Source organism: Leptospira stimsonii (assembly GCF_003545885.1).
Taxonomy (GTDB): Bacteria; Spirochaetota; Leptospiria; order Leptospirales; family Leptospiraceae; genus Leptospira; species Leptospira stimsonii.
The window spans coordinates 256,211-274,078 of the sequence record NZ_QHCT01000001.1 but is presented as its reverse complement, the minus strand read 5'-3'; the positions used below and the strand labels follow the sequence as shown (position 1 = coordinate 274,078).

Annotated in this window: 17 protein-coding genes and 1 rRNA gene; 7 read left to right on the top strand and 11 right to left on the bottom strand. The window is 42.4% G+C overall.

The features are described from left to right. Together pheT and DLM75_RS01325 are read left to right on the top strand one after the other, a co-directional pair. Window positions 1-2,409: a phenylalanine--tRNA ligase subunit beta gene (pheT, locus tag DLM75_RS01330; protein WP_118966760.1), complete on the top strand. Its 2,409-nt coding sequence runs from the start codon at window positions 1-3 to the stop codon at window positions 2,407-2,409. 1 nt (window position 2,410) lies between these two features. After that, window positions 2,411-2,980: a gamma carbonic anhydrase family protein gene (locus DLM75_RS01325; RefSeq protein WP_118966759.1), complete on the top strand. Its 570-nt coding sequence runs from the start codon at window positions 2,411-2,413 to the stop codon at window positions 2,978-2,980. Between the two features lie 107 nt (window positions 2,981-3,087). On the opposite strand, the gene DLM75_RS01320 is transcribed toward DLM75_RS01325, so the two are convergent. From DLM75_RS01320 to DLM75_RS01310, 3 genes are all read right to left on the bottom strand, one after another. Continuing rightward, a complete protein-coding gene (locus DLM75_RS01320; protein ID WP_118966758.1) occupies window positions 3,088-3,732 on the bottom strand; it encodes an LIC_13215 family putative lipoprotein in 645 nt (214 codons plus the stop codon). Window positions 3,733-3,926: 194 nt separating this feature from the next. Continuing rightward, on the bottom strand, window positions 3,927-4,511 hold the full coding sequence (locus DLM75_RS01315) for a cytochrome C oxidase subunit IV family protein (protein ID WP_118966757.1): 585 nt from the start codon (window positions 4,509-4,511) through the stop codon (window positions 3,927-3,929). A 105-nt stretch (window positions 4,512-4,616) separates the two neighbouring features. After that, window positions 4,617-5,849, bottom strand: a complete 1,233-nt coding sequence (locus tag DLM75_RS01310; protein WP_118966756.1) for a hypothetical protein — start codon at window positions 5,847-5,849, stop codon at window positions 4,617-4,619. 77 nt (window positions 5,850-5,926) lie between these two features. Between DLM75_RS01310 and DLM75_RS01305 the strand changes: the two genes are divergently transcribed. Next, the gene (locus DLM75_RS01305; RefSeq protein ID WP_118966755.1) at window positions 5,927-6,721 is read left to right on the top strand and encodes an LIC13212 family protein; all 795 of its coding nucleotides are present in this window, start codon (window positions 5,927-5,929) and stop codon (window positions 6,719-6,721) included. Between the two features lie 425 nt (window positions 6,722-7,146). Here DLM75_RS01305 and DLM75_RS01295 read toward each other — a convergent pair whose 3' ends face one another. Then, window positions 7,147-7,356, bottom strand: a complete 210-nt coding sequence (locus DLM75_RS01295; protein WP_100785273.1) for a hypothetical protein — start codon at window positions 7,354-7,356, stop codon at window positions 7,147-7,149. Window positions 7,357-7,427: 71 nt separating this feature from the next. Beyond that, window positions 7,428-8,765 carry an MFS transporter gene (locus tag DLM75_RS01290; RefSeq protein WP_118966753.1) on the bottom strand — a complete coding sequence of 446 codons (1,338 nt, stop codon included), beginning with the start codon at window positions 8,763-8,765 and terminating at the stop codon, window positions 7,428-7,430. A 157-nt stretch (window positions 8,766-8,922) separates the two neighbouring features. Here DLM75_RS01290 and DLM75_RS01285 point away from each other — a divergent pair, with 157 nt between their 5' ends. Genes DLM75_RS01285 through DLM75_RS01275 form a run of 3 tightly spaced genes read left to right on the top strand, consistent with a single transcriptional unit; the run spans window position 8,923 to window position 10,450 of the window. Next, on the top strand, window positions 8,923-9,150 hold the full coding sequence (locus DLM75_RS01285) for a (2Fe-2S)-binding protein (RefSeq protein ID WP_069605926.1): 228 nt from the start codon (window positions 8,923-8,925) through the stop codon (window positions 9,148-9,150). Next, on the top strand, window positions 9,147-9,809 hold the full coding sequence (locus DLM75_RS01280) for a RibD family protein (protein ID WP_118966752.1): 663 nt from the start codon (window positions 9,147-9,149) through the stop codon (window positions 9,807-9,809). The genes DLM75_RS01285 and DLM75_RS01280 overlap by 4 nt, the downstream gene beginning before the upstream one ends. 8 nt (window positions 9,810-9,817) lie before the next feature. Beyond that, complete coding sequence (locus DLM75_RS01275) at window positions 9,818-10,450, top strand: biosynthetic peptidoglycan transglycosylase (protein WP_118966751.1); 633 nt, start codon at window positions 9,818-9,820, stop codon at window positions 10,448-10,450. A 103-nt stretch (window positions 10,451-10,553) separates the two neighbouring features. Here the strand turns inward: DLM75_RS01275 and DLM75_RS01270 are convergent, their stop codons facing one another. The 4 genes from DLM75_RS01270 to DLM75_RS01255 all read right to left on the bottom strand — a co-directional run bounded on the left by DLM75_RS01270 (window position 10,554) and on the right by DLM75_RS01255 (window position 13,473). Then, window positions 10,554-10,973 carry a c-type cytochrome gene (locus tag DLM75_RS01270; RefSeq protein ID WP_241547799.1) on the bottom strand — a complete coding sequence of 140 codons (420 nt, stop codon included), beginning with the start codon at window positions 10,971-10,973 and terminating at the stop codon, window positions 10,554-10,556. Further along, window positions 10,966-11,808 carry a lysophospholipid acyltransferase family protein gene (locus DLM75_RS01265; RefSeq protein WP_241547798.1) on the bottom strand — a complete coding sequence of 281 codons (843 nt, stop codon included), beginning with the start codon at window positions 11,806-11,808 and terminating at the stop codon, window positions 10,966-10,968. The genes DLM75_RS01270 and DLM75_RS01265 overlap by 8 nt, the downstream gene beginning before the upstream one ends. A 218-nt stretch (window positions 11,809-12,026) precedes the next feature. Beyond that, a 5S ribosomal RNA gene (rrf, locus tag DLM75_RS01260) occupies window positions 12,027-12,143 on the bottom strand. 79 nt (window positions 12,144-12,222) lie between these two features. Next, on the bottom strand, window positions 12,223-13,473 hold the full coding sequence (locus DLM75_RS01255) for a DUF3784 domain-containing protein (RefSeq protein ID WP_147456596.1): 1,251 nt from the start codon (window positions 13,471-13,473) through the stop codon (window positions 12,223-12,225). Window positions 13,474-13,848: 375 nt separating this feature from the next. Here DLM75_RS01255 and ppnP point away from each other — a divergent pair, with 375 nt between their 5' ends. Further along, window positions 13,849-14,163 carry a pyrimidine/purine nucleoside phosphorylase gene (gene ppnP, locus DLM75_RS01250; protein WP_118966749.1) on the top strand — a complete coding sequence of 105 codons (315 nt, stop codon included), beginning with the start codon at window positions 13,849-13,851 and terminating at the stop codon, window positions 14,161-14,163. A 367-nt stretch (window positions 14,164-14,530) separates the two neighbouring features. On the opposite strand, the gene gcvP is transcribed toward ppnP, so the two are convergent. Together gcvP and gcvH are read right to left on the bottom strand one after the other, a co-directional pair. Then, the gene (gene gcvP / locus DLM75_RS01245; RefSeq protein WP_118966748.1) at window positions 14,531-17,425 is read right to left on the bottom strand and encodes an aminomethyl-transferring glycine dehydrogenase; all 2,895 of its coding nucleotides are present in this window, start codon (window positions 17,423-17,425) and stop codon (window positions 14,531-14,533) included. A gap of 38 nt (window positions 17,426-17,463) precedes the next feature. Further along, window positions 17,464-17,856: a glycine cleavage system protein GcvH gene (gene gcvH / locus DLM75_RS01240; protein ID WP_118966747.1), complete on the bottom strand. Its 393-nt coding sequence runs from the start codon at window positions 17,854-17,856 to the stop codon at window positions 17,464-17,466. Between the last annotated feature and the right edge of the window lie 12 nt (window positions 17,857-17,868).

Genomic DNA, 17,868 nt, shown 5'->3' with positions numbered 1-17,868 from the left:
GTGAAACTTTCCTTAGACTGGATGAATGACTTTGCACCTTTGAAAGAGGTCGGTCTCGATGCGATCCTAAAAAAAATTGCGATTTCGGTTTGTGAAATCGACGGCGCCGATCCTTTTCGCCCTGAATTGGATTTTGTAAAAATTGTAAAAATAGAATCTCTGGAAAAACATCCTTCCGCGGATAAACTCCAAATCGCACAGGTTACGAACGGCTCCACAAAATCTCAAATTGTCACCGGGGCTACAAACGTAAAAGTGGGGGACTTGGTTCCGCTCGCAATTCCCGGCGCAAAGCTGGGAGAGAAGGAAATCTTAGAATCGGAGCTGAGAGGAGTCAAAAGTTCGGGAATGCTCTGTTCTGAAAAAGAGTTATCTCTTGCCGATGAGAGTGCAGGCGTTTGGATCTTGAACGGTTTAGAAGGAGCTGAAGTCGGGAAATCGATTCGAGCGTTTTTACATTATGATGATATTGTATTCGACGTGGATAACAAGTCGATTACCCATAGGCCGGATCTTTGGAATCATTTCGGTTTCGCGCGAGAGCTCGCGTCCCAACTCAAACTTCCGATCCGATTCAATCCTTTTGAGTCGCTTTGGAATTTCGACCTCAACATTTCACTTCCGAAAGTATTAGAAAATCAGAATGCTCATTCTTACTACGCTTCTTCGATTCAGGGAGTTTCGATTCTTCCTTCCAAAAGGAAATTTCAAGCACGACTTCAAAAATGCGGAATTCGTGTGATCAACAACGTGGTAGACGTTTCCAATTACGTGATGTTGGAAATGGGTCAGCCAACTCATTTTTTCGATAAAAAGTTTTTAGAAAGTCAAGGTGGCGTTTCCCTTGAAGTATCGTTCGCGAAAAAAGGAGAAAGTTTTGCGTTGCTCGACGAGAGTTCACCTTCCTTGGAAGACGAAATTCTTCTTATCCGAAATCAGGGAAAACCCGTTGCGATTGCTGGAGTCATGGGCGGAAAAGAATCCGCGGTGCAAAACGATTCCACGGAAATCGTTATGGAATCCGCCGTTTTTGCGAGAGAACGAGTTCGTAAATCGATTCGCCTAACAGGAATTAGATCCGATTCTTCGGTTCGTTATGAAAAAGGGTTGGAGGCGACGACGACTCTTCCGGTAATTCGAAGAGCGCTCAATCTTTTAAAGGAGAACGGTTGTTCCGAGCTAAAGGCTTCCGAGCCGGTAGGATTTTTACACACTCCTCATAAAGAAGTTCACATCCATACAGACATTCATTTTATCAATGCGAAGTTGGGAGTGGAATTATCGAAAGGTGACGTTACCGATATTTTAGAAAGGCTTCACTTCACTGTTTCTTGGAAAGGGGAACACTTAGAAGTCTTGGTTCCTAAATTTCGGCATAACTACGACGTTACGATTCCGGAAGATCTTGTGGAAGAGATCGGAAGGACTCGCGGTTACGACACGATTCAAGTTGCTCCAGTGCTGGCCGAAGTAAAAACTCCGGTTCGAAATCTCAGTCGAGAATTGGAAAGGAAACTCAAAACGTTTTTTGCGGGGTCACTCGGTTTCCACGAAGTGTATAATTATTCTTTTCAATCTTTAAAGGACAATACGTTCGACGGAGATCCGAAACTTTCGGTGAAAATCAAGAACGAGATGCCGGAAGAACAAGCGGTTCTTAGAAATTCCATGCTTCCTTCTCTTCTGAAAAATGTGAGAACCAATCAGGATCGATTTACTGAAATCAAGTTATTCGAGTTCGGAAGAACGTATTTTAATCTTCCAGAGCCGGACAACGAGAAGAAATTCTTCGCGTATGCAGTTTCTTTCGACAGAAAGAATTCGGAGACGGATCTAAAACTCCTTGAAGAAGATTTTTTAAACGTACGAAAACAAATCGAATCTCTTCTCGAGTCCATTCGCATTTTTGATTATTCTTGGGAGATCAAACAGGAATCCTTTTATCACCCCGCGGCAAGTTTGTCTTTGGTCGTCGAATCGCGGCAAGTCGGAGTTTTAGGCTACGTCCATCCTGCGGTGTTGGATTCTTTTGAACTGAAAAAAAGGGTGATCTACGGTTCGTTCGATTTTTCTTCGATCGTTGAAATCTGGAATACAAATCGTAAAATTTCTAGATTCGTTCCACCGTCTCAGTTTCCGGAAGCCGAGATCGATCTTTCGATTCTCATCGGAGAAAAGGAAAACACAAATCATTTTACCGAACTCGTTAAAAAGGAAAATATTCCGGAGCTAAAAGACGGTTGGGTTTACTCTCAATTCTCCGGAGGAAACGTTCCCGAAGGAAAAAGATCGGTCAGTTATCGTTTCAAATTGGTGAATTATGAAAAAACGTTTACTCAAGAAAGAATCAAAGAAATTTCCGATCAACTCGTTGGTCTTGCCGGCAAAAACGGTTTCGTGTTGAGATAAGATGAAAATTCACGAGACGGCATTCATACATCCGCAGGCGACCGCGATCGGTTTGGTCGAGATGGGAGCTTATTCTTCCCTTTGGCCAGGCGCCGTCGCAAGAGCCGATATGAACCATATCGTTCTCGGAGAAGGTGTGAATATCCAAGACAATACAACTCTTCATACGGATTCTAGTAGAGGAATTGAAATCGGAGATTATACGTTAGTCGGTCATAATGCGATGCTTCACGGTTGTAAGATCGGAAGAGGTTGTCTCATTGGAATCGGAAGTATCGTGTTAGACGACGCTGAAATCGGAGACGGTGCGATGATCATGGCAGGCTGTATGGTCCGCGGTGGAAAAAAAATTCCTTCCGGTGCGATGGTGATTCAGAAAGACGGCGATCTTAAGATTTTTGAAGGAAAAGCAAAACCGATTTATACGGTAGCCGGATGTTTGGAATATATTTCTCTTTCGAAACGTTTTACGGAAGGAATTTTCGGACCGTTTTCCAAACAAGAAGAAATTGAATTTCAAAATCAGGCGAAAGTGATTTTAGAGAGAATGGGAATTCCTTTTAAAGGTTAAATTTCTTTTTTTGAATCCGAATATTCAAATCTCAACTACGGAAGAGATCGATCGAAATCCTCCTTCTTCGGAAGTCCATACTTTCCGATGAAGAAGGATTCTAATTCTTATATCTTTATAAACTTGCTCAAAAGTTCGGTAATCTTTTGACCTTTGCTTTTCGCATCCTTGTCAAGAAAAGTTCCCGTGAAGACGTGGGCCTTTTTGTCCACGATAAATACCAACTGATAGTTGTGAACTTTGTAGCTTTTTCCCGCGATCGATTGTTCAAATCGACTTTCGAGAAGAGCGGAATCCAATCCTTGAATCTTGGATTTTTTTGGAGGATTGATCATTTCGTATTTTTGAAAGACGGTTGGATAAAGACCGGTGACTGCAGAGATATAATCATCGAGAGAGATCTCTCTCGGTTGTTTGGAAAGGTCTTCGATCGTATAATTTACGTTTGTATTGAATGTTTGCGCTTCCGGACTTCCCTGCGGGTGTTCGAAAAGAAAAAAATTGATACCTGCGACTTCCAGAGCCTTTTTGATTTCTCCTGAGTTATCAGAGCTCGCCGCCATTTCCTGCGCTTGATTGATGAGGTTCGGGTTATCATTGAAATACCAGCCTTCATAATTCAATCCTAAACCGAGGGATGGAAGTTGGATTACTTTCGAATTTGGATCTAAATTGTGATCTTTTTTGCACGAAAGAAGAAAGACTGCGATAAGAATTAAAAGTAAAGAATTTCGAATCGGATTGTATTTCATAAAATGCCCCTTAAGAAATGAAAACAATCACTTCTATTACAAAAAAGCCAATCAAATTCCGATTCGGAGAAGAAATACTACAAGCTGAATTCGTTCGAATAGCGGGTCGGATCGATGGATTGCTTCTTCGTTAAAACAAAAAGGCCGATCAAGATGATCGGCCTTTTTTCGAATTCTAAGATTGAAAATTCGAATTAGAAAGCGAAAGAAAGTACTACTTTCAATCGAGTGAAGATGTCCGCCGCGGAAAATCCAAAGAGGAGTAAAAGGAAGAACAAACCGGATCCGAAAATGACTCGGTTCATGATTGTGTCGTATTTCAAGTGCATGAAGTATGCAAGGACGAGAGAAGCTTTCACCGTTGCAACCGCCATCGCGATGATTACGTTCATTGCTCCAAAGTCGATTCCCGCAACCCAAACCGTAACAAAGGTAAAGAAAATCAAAGTAGCGAAGATGAGAGAATAGGTTTTAACGGAAATGATGTGATGAGATCCGTGCCCTTCTTCTGCGTGATCTGCTTTTGCAGGAGCCGCGTTCATCTTGTTTTGAGCTTTTGTAATCGCGTCTTGGAGCGCCTTACCAAGTTTATTATCTTTGTTTCTGGAGATAAAATCTTGGAGTTTATTTTCTTCCAAAATCTGAGAAAGAAAGTTAACGGTAAATCCCGCAAGAGTTGCGTTTACAATGGCTCCGGCTCCGACCACGAACCCGGTAAAGGGGATCAGAAACCCGATGCTAACGATTACATAAAGAGCGTAGTTTAAAAACAGTTCCATTTTATATCCTGAATTTGGACCGCAGAGTTTGCGGATGGTTTTCCGGGCGGTAAACCGCAACCTATGGGACATCCTGGCAAGGTCTAAAAAAGCCTCAAGTACATTTCAAAAGAGAATCTTTTTCCTCCATTCCAGATAGAATTTTTGAATTCTTTCATACATGGATGTTTCTGAATTCTCAGGAAATCCTAAAAGAATCCAGACCGTTCCATATGCGTTTCCGTTGGAAAATCGATCCGGCGTTAGGGGTAGAATTTCTATTCCTTGAGAAATTCCCCAGCGAAAGATCCATTCTGAAAATCTAGGAATCGGTTGTTTGAGAGGAAGCGGAAGAATCGCGAGGTCTCGGATTTTGGTTTTTTTTGTATCTTGAAAGAGTTCCGAACGTGAAAAATCGAGAAGAATTCTTCCCATAGACCAGCGGAAATTTCCTTCACTCAACCTTCTTTGTTTCGTTTTGTTTTGAGAATGGAACTCAAAACCGTCCAAGGAGGCTGGGCCTGTGTAGTCGGTGGAAAAACTTCTGGAGAGAGATTGCGCAATCGGTTCAAGGTGCGATTGGAGTCGCTCCGATTCTCTCTCGGAGGGCAGAAAGGCTCCGTTGTATTTTCCCTTTTCATCGCAGATTTGAATCGTGGAACCTTTTGAGGTCGGAACTCCGGAGTAAAAATCATAGAGGCAGGAAAAATCCAAGGTTCTTTGGACCCAAGGTTCCGCGACGCAAGGAAACCAAGAACGTATCTTTTCCGTTTCGATTTCTTCCACGCCTTTCACCCGAAGAGAATCGAATTTTATGATTTTATGTCTCCCTGAAAAGCTGAACTCCGGTTTGAGAACGATCCTTTCGGGCGGGAATTCCGACCATTCCGAGAAAAGTCTTGGAAGATCCGAGGTTTTTTCTAAAACTCTCGCCTCGATATCCTCAAACCCTTGCTCGGATTTCCAAAGAGTCAAAAGAATTTTAGAATTCAATTTTCTGGAAAGATCCGCTTTCGAGGAAGAATAAAGAATCTCTCCGGAAGAATGGAGATCGGAAATGGAACCCCATTCTTCCCAGAAAAAATCGTTTTCGGGGGAAGGAGCACAAAGATTCTTCCTTGAATTTCTCTTCAAAACTTGAAATGGTCCGAGTTGAATTCCTCTCGATTCCCAAAAATCGACCCATTCAGAGGAAGGGGCTTCTCGAAGAAGAGAAACCGCTTTTGGATTTCGAATCGATTGAAAAAGATAAAAGAGATTCTCTAAGGTTCTGTTTTTAAAATCCAGTTTATCAGGAGAAATCTCTCCGGTTTTGAGTTCTTCCTCAAAAAAGCCGTTAAATCTGGAATAAGAAGTCATAGGATTCTGCATTTTTTTGGTTTGTAAAATAAAGATCGGGGGATAAGAATTTCGATAATCTGAATAAGGGTAAATCTATGAACATCCGTATTTTATCAATTCTGACAATTCTTTCGCTCACGGGAATCGGAGCGGCACCGAACAAGGTGCTCACTCTGGAAGAGAAGGAAGAACAGAGACAGATTGAAGTCGTTCGCAAAGGCGGCTTTACGGATATCGAAGTGGATAACCTTCATGCTTCGATCGCAGGAAATATTCTTAAGATCAATAACCTCTTAAAAGATGAGACTTATAAAAAGGCTCTTCGTTATATCGAAGACGAACCGAGAGAAGCGGCGAAGTTTCTTTTTCAAGATAAGGAAAACAAACAATACTTAGAATTGGATCTCGGTCTCGGTCAATCCTTCGCCGATTATCCAAAAACCTATCTCTATCAATCCAAAATTTATATTTATCCCGGAACCGACGGTCAATCCTTGGACAAGATCATTCTTCAATTCAAAAGAACGAACGCAAAAGGTGAAGTTTTTATTCGAGAGATGAGACGTCTCATTAACAATTCTCCGAAAGGGCCGACGTTCTTAGGCGACGGAAAGAGAACGCCGAATAACAACAGTGAGATCCTTTTGGAATTTTTCTCCAGTCATGATACGGATTTTATTTGGCCGGATAATCCGATTCAACCGGTTCCGGCGAGTGTTACTTCCAAGTTACACGATCCGGCGAATCCGCTTCCGTACAATAAGCAGAGACAGATCATTCTCCAATACAAGAGATATATGAGAAAGGTCGATAAGATGGTCAGCCAAAAACTTCATATGATGGAGTTGGATCAGAGAATGATGATTTCCAAAATGTTGGAATTCCGTTAGGCGAAACTTCATCAAACAATTGAATGTCCTAAAAGCCGCGTGATCACGCGGCTTTTTTATTGGAAGGGTAGAGGGATTTCCTATAAATCGGTTCTACGTTTTTTTTCTATGTGAAGACCGACCTCTTGTACGATATTGAAATTGTCTTTGAAATTGGACGGAGTGGTTCAAATTCGAAGTTACCCCAAAACTGCAAAAGAAAATTCGAAATCGGTCCTCGTTGGTTTCTTTTCCATTTCCTTGCGTTTTTGAAAGAAGCATTTGTAGATCGAAAACGCAGGAGTTCCCACATTTTTTGTTCTCGAATGAGTTTTTATTTTTTCAATTCTTATTGGAGTCCCTGGGCCAATGGCTTTTTGAGATAGGCGCAAAATTCAAACTGGCTTGAAAAATTGGAGAATAGAATCTTTTAAACGTTGGGAAATCTACTTCTTAATCAAAAAATCGCTGATGACTTTTTCTTCGGTGAGATATTTTTTATTGAGATAGGAGATGGCGTAATTGATGAACCTTGGAATTTCCTTTCCCGCGTCCAACAAATCCAACTTGGTCTGAGTCAATTCGTCGATCGTTGCCAGTGCAAGTTTTCTTTGACTTTGATGCGATTCGAATTCGTCTTCCGATTCCAGGGCCATTTACAGTTTACCTGTTTCGAGAATAACAGGAATCATAAGAAAGGGCAAGTCTTTCTTATGATTCTTTCGATTTAGGTTTCTTTGTAATTCACGGCGGTTTGGATTCCGCGTTCTTCATCCACAAAAGCGTTGATTAGGAGCGAAATCACGAAGAAAAGCGCTACGACTAAGAAAGAATTTCGAAGATCGAATAAGATCTGAAGTCCCCCGACTGCGACAAGTCCGAAGGCCGCCGCGACTTTTCCGGACAATCCCCAAAGACCGAAAAATTCTCCTGATTTTGATTCGGGAGCAAAAAGCCCAACGATCGCACGGCTCGCGGATTGTGTCGCACCTAAGCCGGCTCCGGCAAGAACCGTTGTTCCGACGAAAACCCACTGTTGTGTGGTCGGAACTCCGATTCCGATTAAGAAAGCCGTAAGATCTTTGACCCAATAGATGAGTAAAAGACAAACAATCCATAAGAAAAGCGTAATATTAAACGTTTTCTTGGCTCCGATCTTGTCCTGAATAAATCCGAAAAGAATCGCTCCTACTGCCGCAAAGAGTTGAATCAAAAGAAACATTGCAATCTCGTGCTTTTCTTCCGTCTTGATTTCTTGAGCGCCGTAAATAAACGCGAAGCTGATCACGATTCCCAACGCGGCCATCGCGAAAAAGAGCGATACGAGATAAATCGCCATATCTCTGAATTTATGAATTTCTCTCATCGTAGAAACGACTCTTTCTATTCCGATCTTAAGATAAGAAAGTCCTTCCGGTTTGTCTTTTCCGGATGTGTATTCCCTTAAGAGAAGAAAGGTCGGAATTCCAGCGAATAAAAAGAAGAAGGCTGTATAAGGACCGACCATTCTTAAATTATCAAAATTATCAATGGTCTTTGGTCCTAGGGTGTTGACTAACGCGACTGCTACGATTCCACCGAAGTAACCGATTCCCCAAGCATAACCGGAAATCTTCCCAAGGTCCTCTTTGGGGCCGAGATAGGGAAGAAAACTGGATGCGAAATTTTCTCCCGAGGCAAAGAAGAAATTCGAAAGAATGATTAGAATGAATGCAAGAACGTATTGTCCGGGTGCAATCACGAACCAGAGCGCTCCCGTCGATATGATACAGAAGACATAACTGTAAAATAGGAATTGTTTTTTTCTCGCAGAATAATCCGTGATCGCGCCGAAAATCGGTCCCGTTAAGACGACTAATAGATAAGAAACCGCCAGAGCGATCGACCAGAGTAAGTTTCCGTACTCATATGGATTTTCCTGATTGGAGGAGGCAGGGACGACTAATTGGCTAAAAACGATTCCGTATGTTACACTGATAATGACCGTCGTATAAGAGGAGTTCGCAAAATCGAACATGCACCAGCCGAGGATCTCTCGGAGAGGGGCTCTTTTTGTATCTTGCATGGGTTTCCTTTGTTTTTAATCAGAAATTTCAAAAAAGGCTATTTTTCGGAAACTGGATGTCAAATGAAAACCGTAAAAAATTTCTCTTGCAGAAGAATTTCAGAGTCTCTAATCTGATTGGAAACCCGGTTTCTAACTGTCCAATTATATAGAAGATATGGATTCCTCATTTTTCAGCCAAGTCGACCTCTGCCAATTGATGCGTCCTAGAAAGGTCTGCGTTTGTAATCAGGTCTCCGAAGAAGAGATCCTAACGTCGATTCGAAACGGTCATGATACATTAGAGAAACTCATGGACGATACGGGCGCTTCGACCGGTTGCGGGACCTGTATGGGCTCGGTTCGAAAACTTTTAGCTCAGGAACTCAAAGTTCCGAGAGCATGACTTCACTCCCAAACGTAACAATCAACATGGCAATGACTCTGGACGGCAAGGTTTCCCGTCCGGATGGGCGATGGTACGGTTTATCATCGAGAAACGATAAGAAGAGAATGGATGAAATACGCTCTCAAGCGGAAGTTTTGATTCTTGGAAAGAATTCGATTCTCAACGATGATCCCGTCATTCATTTACGATATGCGGAAAACGGAAAAGATCCGAGACCCGTGATTCTCCTTCGCTCCGGAACTCTTCCCGAAGATAAAAAGGTATTCCGTTTTTCTAAAGAACCTCCATTGATCTTTTGTCTGAAAGAGAACTATTCCCTTGTTAAGGATAACCTTGATTCCGTTGCTGAAATTATTTTGGTCCAGGGAGAAGAATTAAATCCTAGAGAAGTCCTTCGAGTCTTATCGGAAATGGGGTATCACGAAATTCTTTTGGAAGGTGGTCCCTCTCTGAATGATTCTTTTTTTCGATTAGATCTCATTTCAAGAATTCATCTTACCCTTGTTCCATTCTTGATCGGAAAGAACGATTTACCTTCGATAACGGGCGGAAAAAAGGAATATCCGGATTTCGATCGGAAAAATTGGAAGTTGGTTTCTTCCGAGGTCATAGAAGATGAAGTATTTCTAATATACGAAAAAAATCAGGTTCGGTGAAGTCAAGCTTGAAACGAAGAGAACTCTTTTATACGCTTTTTTTACGCGCCCTTCCGATATTTTTTGTAGCAGTCTTAGTATATGAACAATTCTTTCCCGAAAGAAAGATTCTGGTTCAACAGGATCGTCTCGTTTATCTGCCGGATCAAAAAGAATCGATTCCTCTTGAGATAGAATGGGTTCGATTAAACGAACTTCCGGAAGAATGGATTTCATATGTGGTTCAGGTAGAGGATCGAAGATTTTATTCCCATCGAGGATATTCGCTTTCGGATATTCATTCTACGATTCTTTCCTCCACACTTTTTTTTCGAAAGATCAGAGGAGCTAGTACGATTACTCAACAGCTTGCGAGAACACTTTTCCTTTCCCGAGAAAAATCCTTATCGCGAAAATGGAAGGAGATTCAGATCGCTTCCGCTTTGGAAGAAGAAATAGGAAAGAACGAAATTTTAGAATATTATATCAACAGCGTCTATTGGGGAAGAGGGATGAACGGTTTAAATCAAGCTTCGCGCTATTATTTTAAGAGGAAGCCGATCGACCTTGATAAGAATCAATTCAAAGCTCTGGTTCAAATTTTGAAAAAGCCGGATTGGTACAGTCGGGAAGATGTGATTCAACTTTCCAGAATTCTGTGACTTCTCCGAATTCTACTCTGGATCGGTCTTCAAAGTCTATTTTCAAGTTTTTTGGGAGAATCGTTTTGTCGTAAGAATTTTAAAGAGGCGAGGAGCAAACGAATCAAAATCTTTCGATTCGTCTCACGAGCGCGCGAATTTCTTCTTCCGACAATTCTTCCTTAAAAGAAGGCATGGTCTGATTCTTTCCGTCCCGGATGGTCTTAAAAATTCCGTCTCTCATTTTATCGCCTCCAAAGAAGAATCCCATTTTGATTCCAAAACCTCGAAGTTTTCTCGGTTTTGGAAGAACGGAATCCTTCGGAGTTCCGTCCACTCCGTGACAAACGGCACATTTTTGATCCCAGAGGAGGTCTGCTCGATCGTCGCTTATCAAAAGGTCGGAACTCCGATTATTCGAATTCGGAGAAGTTTGGCAGAAGAAAGAGAAAAAACAAATTAGAAGACCTGAATATACTTTCACAGGGATTCGATTCCATTTGAGACTCGTCATTTTAGAACTTGAAATTTGATTCTCAGTCATTTACTTTTGTTCCCCAGTTTTTCAAGTGAGAAACGACAAATTTTAGCAAAGCTTCTTGATTCTTTCTTGAGTCCGTCGTCGGGAGAAGAGGATCTCCGAAAGTGATGAAAATCTTTCGATTTCGAAAAATACGAGCGAGGTCTTTCACGACTCTTCCATTTTCCCAAAAGTCCGTTTTGAGAGCGACCGGAATGACCGGCACTCCGGCGCGGGCCGCGAGTTTGATCGCAATTGAATTGAATTCGGCCGGAGTAAAATCCGTGGTCCGAGTACTCTGAGGAAATACGATGATCGACATTCCTTTTTTAAGCAAAGCGGTTCCTTGCTCCAAAACAGCAACTAAGTCCTCTCTCGGATTACTTCTCCCGACGGAAATAGGGTCCCTGGACCTCATGATCGGGCCGAAAAGTTTTCCTTTCGTTAGGCTCTCTTTTACAACGAAGGTTACAGGTTTGTATTGAGTTACAAATGTAGGAAGAATGAAAGTCTCGCACGTACTCATGTGATTTCCCGCGATCACCACGGGACCGTCTACAGAAAGAATCTTCTCAATTCCTTGAACCTTAACTTTTCCGCCACAGCTTTCCACTAAATCGAGAATTTTGGCGGAGGATTCGCACCAGGTTGGATTGTCGTAAACACCTTTGAGAGCTAATGCCCTGCTTCTGAATATCTCCTTGAAATAACCGTAATGGAATGCTAAGTCGGAATTACCGAAGATATAATCGGCAATCGATCTTTTTTTTTCCGGTGCCGTTTCATAAGAAATGGTAAGGCCTTCTTTATAGCTCAGCGGTTTGCAGAGATCTTTTCTTTGCAAAATTTGATGACTCATCTTCTTGGCCTTCCTTTATTATACGTCTCAGTCGCGTGCGCAATTCTACATTGCTTCACTTTTGTTAAAGTAAAAATCTTCAAAGAGAAGAAAAGAATCAAAGCGTTCTTTTTCCTCGAATTATTCTATTGGAAGGGAATTGGATTTTAAAGTTGCAAAAAGTGAATGAAGGAAAAGGATTTTAGAATTTTTTCAAAGGAAGGTCTAAAAATAAGAAAACCCGGCAACGTCCTACTCTCCCATGCAGCGAACCACACAGTACCATCAGCGATGAGAGGCTTAACTTCCGTGTTCGGGATGGGAACGGGTGTGGCCCTCTCTCTATAGTCACCAGGAATCTTGAGGACAGTATTTTCCGGGAGAGAACGTTGTCATTCTAAAATTAAAAACTAAGACCGTTTTTTTCTTTTTATTTTAGAGATTTTCAAAAAGAATCTTATCTTCCTCTAATCGAAGTCTTTCTTCTATCGCAGATTCTGCGGCGATCAAATCGACGAATCCGGGAGAATTCGGTAGCCAAGGCAAGAGTTGCCAAATTCCTAAGAGTTCCTTATCTCCTGGTAGAGTATAATCTCCCAAAGAAAAGGTCTGAAGATTGAATAAAAAAGAAAGTCTTCCTTGAGGAACGATTTCATTTTTTTTGAGAGCGACGGTGAGAACACTCTGATTTTCCGGAAAACGATTCGCCCTACAATGGCGCACAACGTGTCCGGGCAAAAAACGTTCTAAGAAAAGAAAATGAGAAAGAATCGGAAGAGTGGTACGGTATCGAATTCGCAAACCCGAGGAATCGACTGTAAGCTCTAAAGTTTTGGTCATGATAAAGATCAGGGCGATCGTAAAAATTCCTAAGAATAGGATTGAGAAAGGGATAAAAAAGAATAAAAAGATCGTCTCGAATTCTTTCATGGAGAGAAAGATGATTCCCCAGACCCCGTAAAAAATGCCCATCACGGATAGAATCGTAATCTTATCTTTTATCGTTTTCTCTTTCTTGAATTCTACTCTCGTCCCTTTTTCCGTAGCGGACAACTTTAAATATTTTGAATCCACTTTCGGGCTTTCTACAGCGGGGAGAGAAGTCGAATTCTCCGGAGTTCCTAGATTCTCCTTTGTGTCATCGGAAACAGGAAGAGGAAGTAAGGTCCTGAATTTCAAAAGTTCGACTTTTAGATTTTCGAGTTCGGAATACGTATCGAGATGATAGAACGCCCGGTCCGATCTTAGGAAAAAAAGATCCCATACGATTCTATAGCCGGAACTGGAGTTTACCGTTCCACTTTTGGAAACGGTTCTTCTTTTTATCTTATAACAGACAATCGTAGAAAGATCGATCTTTAGATCCGGTTGATCTGTTTCCCGAATGAGAAGAATACCTTCCTTCGGAAGAATCTTCTCTTCTTGAATGGAATTCTTCGTCCTACGATAAGTTCTCATTGATGAAAAAAGAAGAAATAAAAAGGAGAAGGTCAGAAATACGATCAGACTTGGATACAGAGTTTCTCCTTCCGAAAAAAGTTGTAGCGAGTAGATCAACAATCCCAGACCGAAAAGGGAAACGAAACCGAGAACCAATAGGAGAAAACAACCTATGAGTCCTCGAAAGAGATACGGATTCTTTGCACTTTTTAATGCTTGGTCTTGTGTGAAACTCCAATTAGACAAGGGAACCTCGAATCATTATTTATCGGAAAGGGATCAATCTTTATTACTTTTCATTCTTACCCGAAGGATCGAACTCCGGATAAAATAGAAACGAGTCGGGAAAATATCACTTTCGTATTTCATCCGAAACGGCAAGATTGATTGTTCGATCGTTTCAAAAGAATGGTTGATAATTTATTGTTTTTTCAAGTTCGGTCAAGTAGTAAAAACGGCGAATCCACGTTCTTCTTTTTCTTAGATTTGGAAACCCTTTCATTCTTAAAATTGTTTCCGTGATTCTTTCTTTTAGAAGTCTTGCAGATATGGCTTTCCCATTTGTAATTCTTTATCTAAGAATGTCGTTCGGGAAAGAGATAGAAATTGGATGGAGGCCGAATGGCACAGTTTGAAAACGTTACAGTTATAAAAAAAGCGAATATCTATTACGATGGAAAGGTCACAAGCCGCACCGTTCTATTTCCGGACGGAAGTAAAAAAACTCTCGGAATACTAATGCCCGGAGAATACGATTTTGGAACGGACGAAAAAGAAATTATGGAAATTTTAGAAGGGGACCTTCTTGTAAAACTTCCAGGAGAAAATTCCTGGAAAGAAATCAAAGGTGGACAATCCTTTGAGGTCCCTGCAAAGTCCAGATTTCAATTGAACGTAAAGAAGATCAGCGATTATTGCTGTTCCTATATCGCCTAATCTTTTTACCGAGTTTCTTTGAGAGGGGATTTTTTTTCCAGAATCGAATCCTCTCTTCCGAACGATTCGTATTCGCGCTCAGCGAGGTCGGTCTCTGGAAGATCTTCTAACTTTGTAAAAAATCAAGTATTTCAGCGAAAACAATGATACGAACAAGGATCGTAGAGTTGTAACCAATGTCTCCGGTCTAAAGTGTTATCCGTATCCTATTCAGAACGAGTCTTTCGGCCCGAAACATTCTCCCTTTGAAGAATTGCTTCGATCCATCTTTTCTCGAAAGTGAAAACACACGGCTCCTAAATATAAATAAAAAAGCCGAGGTGGAATTCCTCGGCTTTTGCGTTTTATCGGATTTCGTTTAACAAAATCATTGATAACTTTCGATCGGAAGACAGGAACAAACTAGGTTTCTATCTCCGTAGACGTTATCCACTCTTCCCACATAAGGCCAGAACTTATGTTCTTTCGTCCAAGGAGCAGGATAACCCGCTCTTTCTCTCGGATACAAATGATCCCAACGATCCGACGTCACCATCGCCGCAGTATGCGGAGAATTTTTTAAAGGATTGTCCGTTTTGTCTAAAACTCCGTTCTGAACGTCCAAAATTTCTTGATGAATGAAGAGCATCGCTTCACAGAAACGATCCAATTCTTCCAAGGATTCGGATTCGGTCGGTTCGATCATCAGCGTTCCCGGAACGGGAAAGGACATTGTGGGTGCGTGGAATCCGTAGTCGATCAATCGTTTTGCAACGTCTTCCACTTCGATTCCGGCCGTTTTTTTGAACGGTCTTACGTCGAGAATACACTCGTGAGCGACAAAGCCATTCTTCCCTTTATAAAGAACAGGGAAGGCCTTCTCCAAACGTTTTGCAATGTAGTTCGCGTTTAGGATGGAAGTCTTGGTCGCATTAGCAAGTCCCTCGGCCCCCATCAGAATGATGTAAGTCCAAGAGATCAGAACGATGCTCGCGCTTCCCCAAGGAGCCGCAGATACGGCGCCGTGTTCGTTCCCTGTCGTATTATCTACTAAAACGTGTCCCGGTAAAAATGGAACGAGATGTTTTGCAACTCCGATCGGACCAACACCCGGACCGCCTCCTCCGTGAGGTATGCAAAAAGTCTTATGTAAGTTGAGATGGCAAACGTCGGCGCCGATTTCACCGGGACTTGTTAAACCGACTTGCGCGTTCATGTTCGCTCCGTCCATGTAAACTTGTCCACCGTGTGCGTGAACGATTGCACAAATTTCTTTTACGGATTCTTCAAACACTCCGTGAGTGGAAGGATACGTTATCATTAAAGCGGCGAGATCGTCCTTGTGTTCTTCCGCTTTTGATTTGAGATCCTCTAAATCGATATTTCCGTTTGGATCGCAAGAAACGACGACCACTTTAAAACCGGCCATCGCCGCGCTCGCTGGATTGGTTCCGTGAGCCGAGATCGGGATCAAACAAACGTTTTTATGTGATTCTTTTCTGCTTTCGTGATATCTTCGGATCGCGAGAAGTCCCGCGTATTCTCCTTGGGAACCCGCGTTCGGTTGTAAGGAAACTCCGGCAAAACCGGTGATTTCACAAAGCCATTTTTCCAACTGTTCAAAGATGACTTTGTAACCCTTGGCTTGATCCGCAGGCGCGAAGGGATGGATCGCTCCGAATTCCGGCCAAGTCACAGGATACATTTCCGTGGTCGCGTTGAGTTTCATCGTACAAGAACCGAGAGGGATCATCGAAGTCGTTAGAGAAAGATCTCTTGATTCTAATTTTCGAATATAACGAAGCATTTTGGTTTCGGTGTGATGCGACTGAAATACCGGATGTGTGAGGTAAGAAGAGGTTCTTTTTAAAGAATCAGGAATCGTATCCGAGTTTGAAAAATTCTTTTCGATTTCCGCGTTTTTAATTCCGAAAATTTCGAAAAGGTCCTGAAGGTCTTCCGTATTAACGGTTTCGTCTAACGCAATTCCGATTCTTCCGTCGTTGTATTGTCTCAGGTTGATTTTTTTGGAAAGCGCCTTCTGTAGAATTTCCTTCGATTTGTTTCCGGCCTGAACCGTAATCGTATCAAAAGAGGAATGTTCCGAGATCGCAAATCCCGCGGATTTCAAACCTTTCGAAAGAATCGAAGTGAATCTATGAATTCTTGTGGCGATGTTTTTCAGTCCTTCCGGTCCGTGATAGATCGCATACATGGAAGAGATTACCGCGAGCAACACTTGAGCCGTACAGATATTGCTCGTCGCCTTATCTCTTCGGATATGTTGTTCCCTCGTTTGCAGAGAAAGTCTGAGTCCCGGATTCCCTTGTGAATCTTTGGAAACTCCGATCAATCTTCCGGGCATGCTCCGTTTGAATTCGTCTTTTGTCGCGAAAAAGCCTGCGTGCGGTCCGCCGTAACCGAGAGGAAGTCCGAATCTCTGAGAAGAACCGACTGCGATGTCCGCTCCCATTTCTCCCGGGGATTTGAGAATCGTGAGCGAAAGAAGGTCCGCCGCGATTGTCGCGATCGATCCTACGTTATGCGCCTTTTGGATGAACGAAGTATAATCTATGATCTTTCCGTCTGTCGCGGGATACTGAAGGAGAACTCCGAAAAAATCTTCGTTGAGTTCCACAGTTTCGTGGTTTCCAATTTGAACTTCAATTCCGAGCGGATTGGCTCTCGTAACGACCACGTCGATCGTTTGTGGATGACAGAGTTCGGAGACGAAGAATTTTTTTGCAGTTTCATTCTTACGAACCGAATACGCAAGAAACATCGCTTCTGCGGCGGCGGTTCCTTCGTCCAAAAGTGAAGCGTTGGAAATTTCAAGTCCGGTAAGATCGATGATCATCGTTTGAAAATTGAGGAGGGCTTCGAGACGGCCTTGAGAAATCTCAGCTTGATACGGAGTGTAAGCCGTGTACCAACCCGGATTCTCCAGAATGTTTCTTTGGATGACTCCGGGAATCACACAGGAGTTGTATCCGGCTCCGATATAAGAACGAAAGACTTGGTTCTGAGAAGCGATCGTTTTCAGATCCTGAAGAATCTTGTGCTCGGTGGAAGCCTTGGGAAGATCCAAAGGCTTTTTTAGACGAATCCCGGCGGGAACCGCTTTTTCGATCAATTCCTCGAGAGAAGAAAGTCCGAGTTCTTTTAACATAACTCCGATCTGTTCCGGATCCGGGCCGATATGTCTTCTTGGAAAAGAATCCAGAGGATCGATGCCGACCTTTATAAGATTTTGTTTGGATTGGTTCTGGAGAGTGGAGTTCATGTTCACCTGCTTTGAATTCTCAAGATTAGACTTTGCTGTTATTCGAGTCCTGCTACGAACGTTTTGTATTTTTCGGAACTGAGAAGTTTTTCGAGTTCGGAAGGAGAGAAACCTTTTACCTTAATCATCCAAGAATCGAAAGGTTTTGCGTTTACTTCTCCCGGGCTTTTGGAAAGAGCCGGATTGGATTCGATGACTTCTCCGCCGATCGGAGCGTATAAATCTTCGGCCGCTTTTACCGATTCGATGGTTCCAAAGGTTTCAAATTGTTTGATCGTTTTTCCGGCTTTCGGAAGATCAACGAAGACGATGTCGCCTAACGCGGACTGTGCGAAGTCTGAAATTCCAATGAGAGCAACGTCTCCTTCTACTTTGACCCATTCGTGTTTTTCCGAGAAGAGATATCCTGCGGGCGCTTGCGTTTCTGCCATGATCCGTTTCCT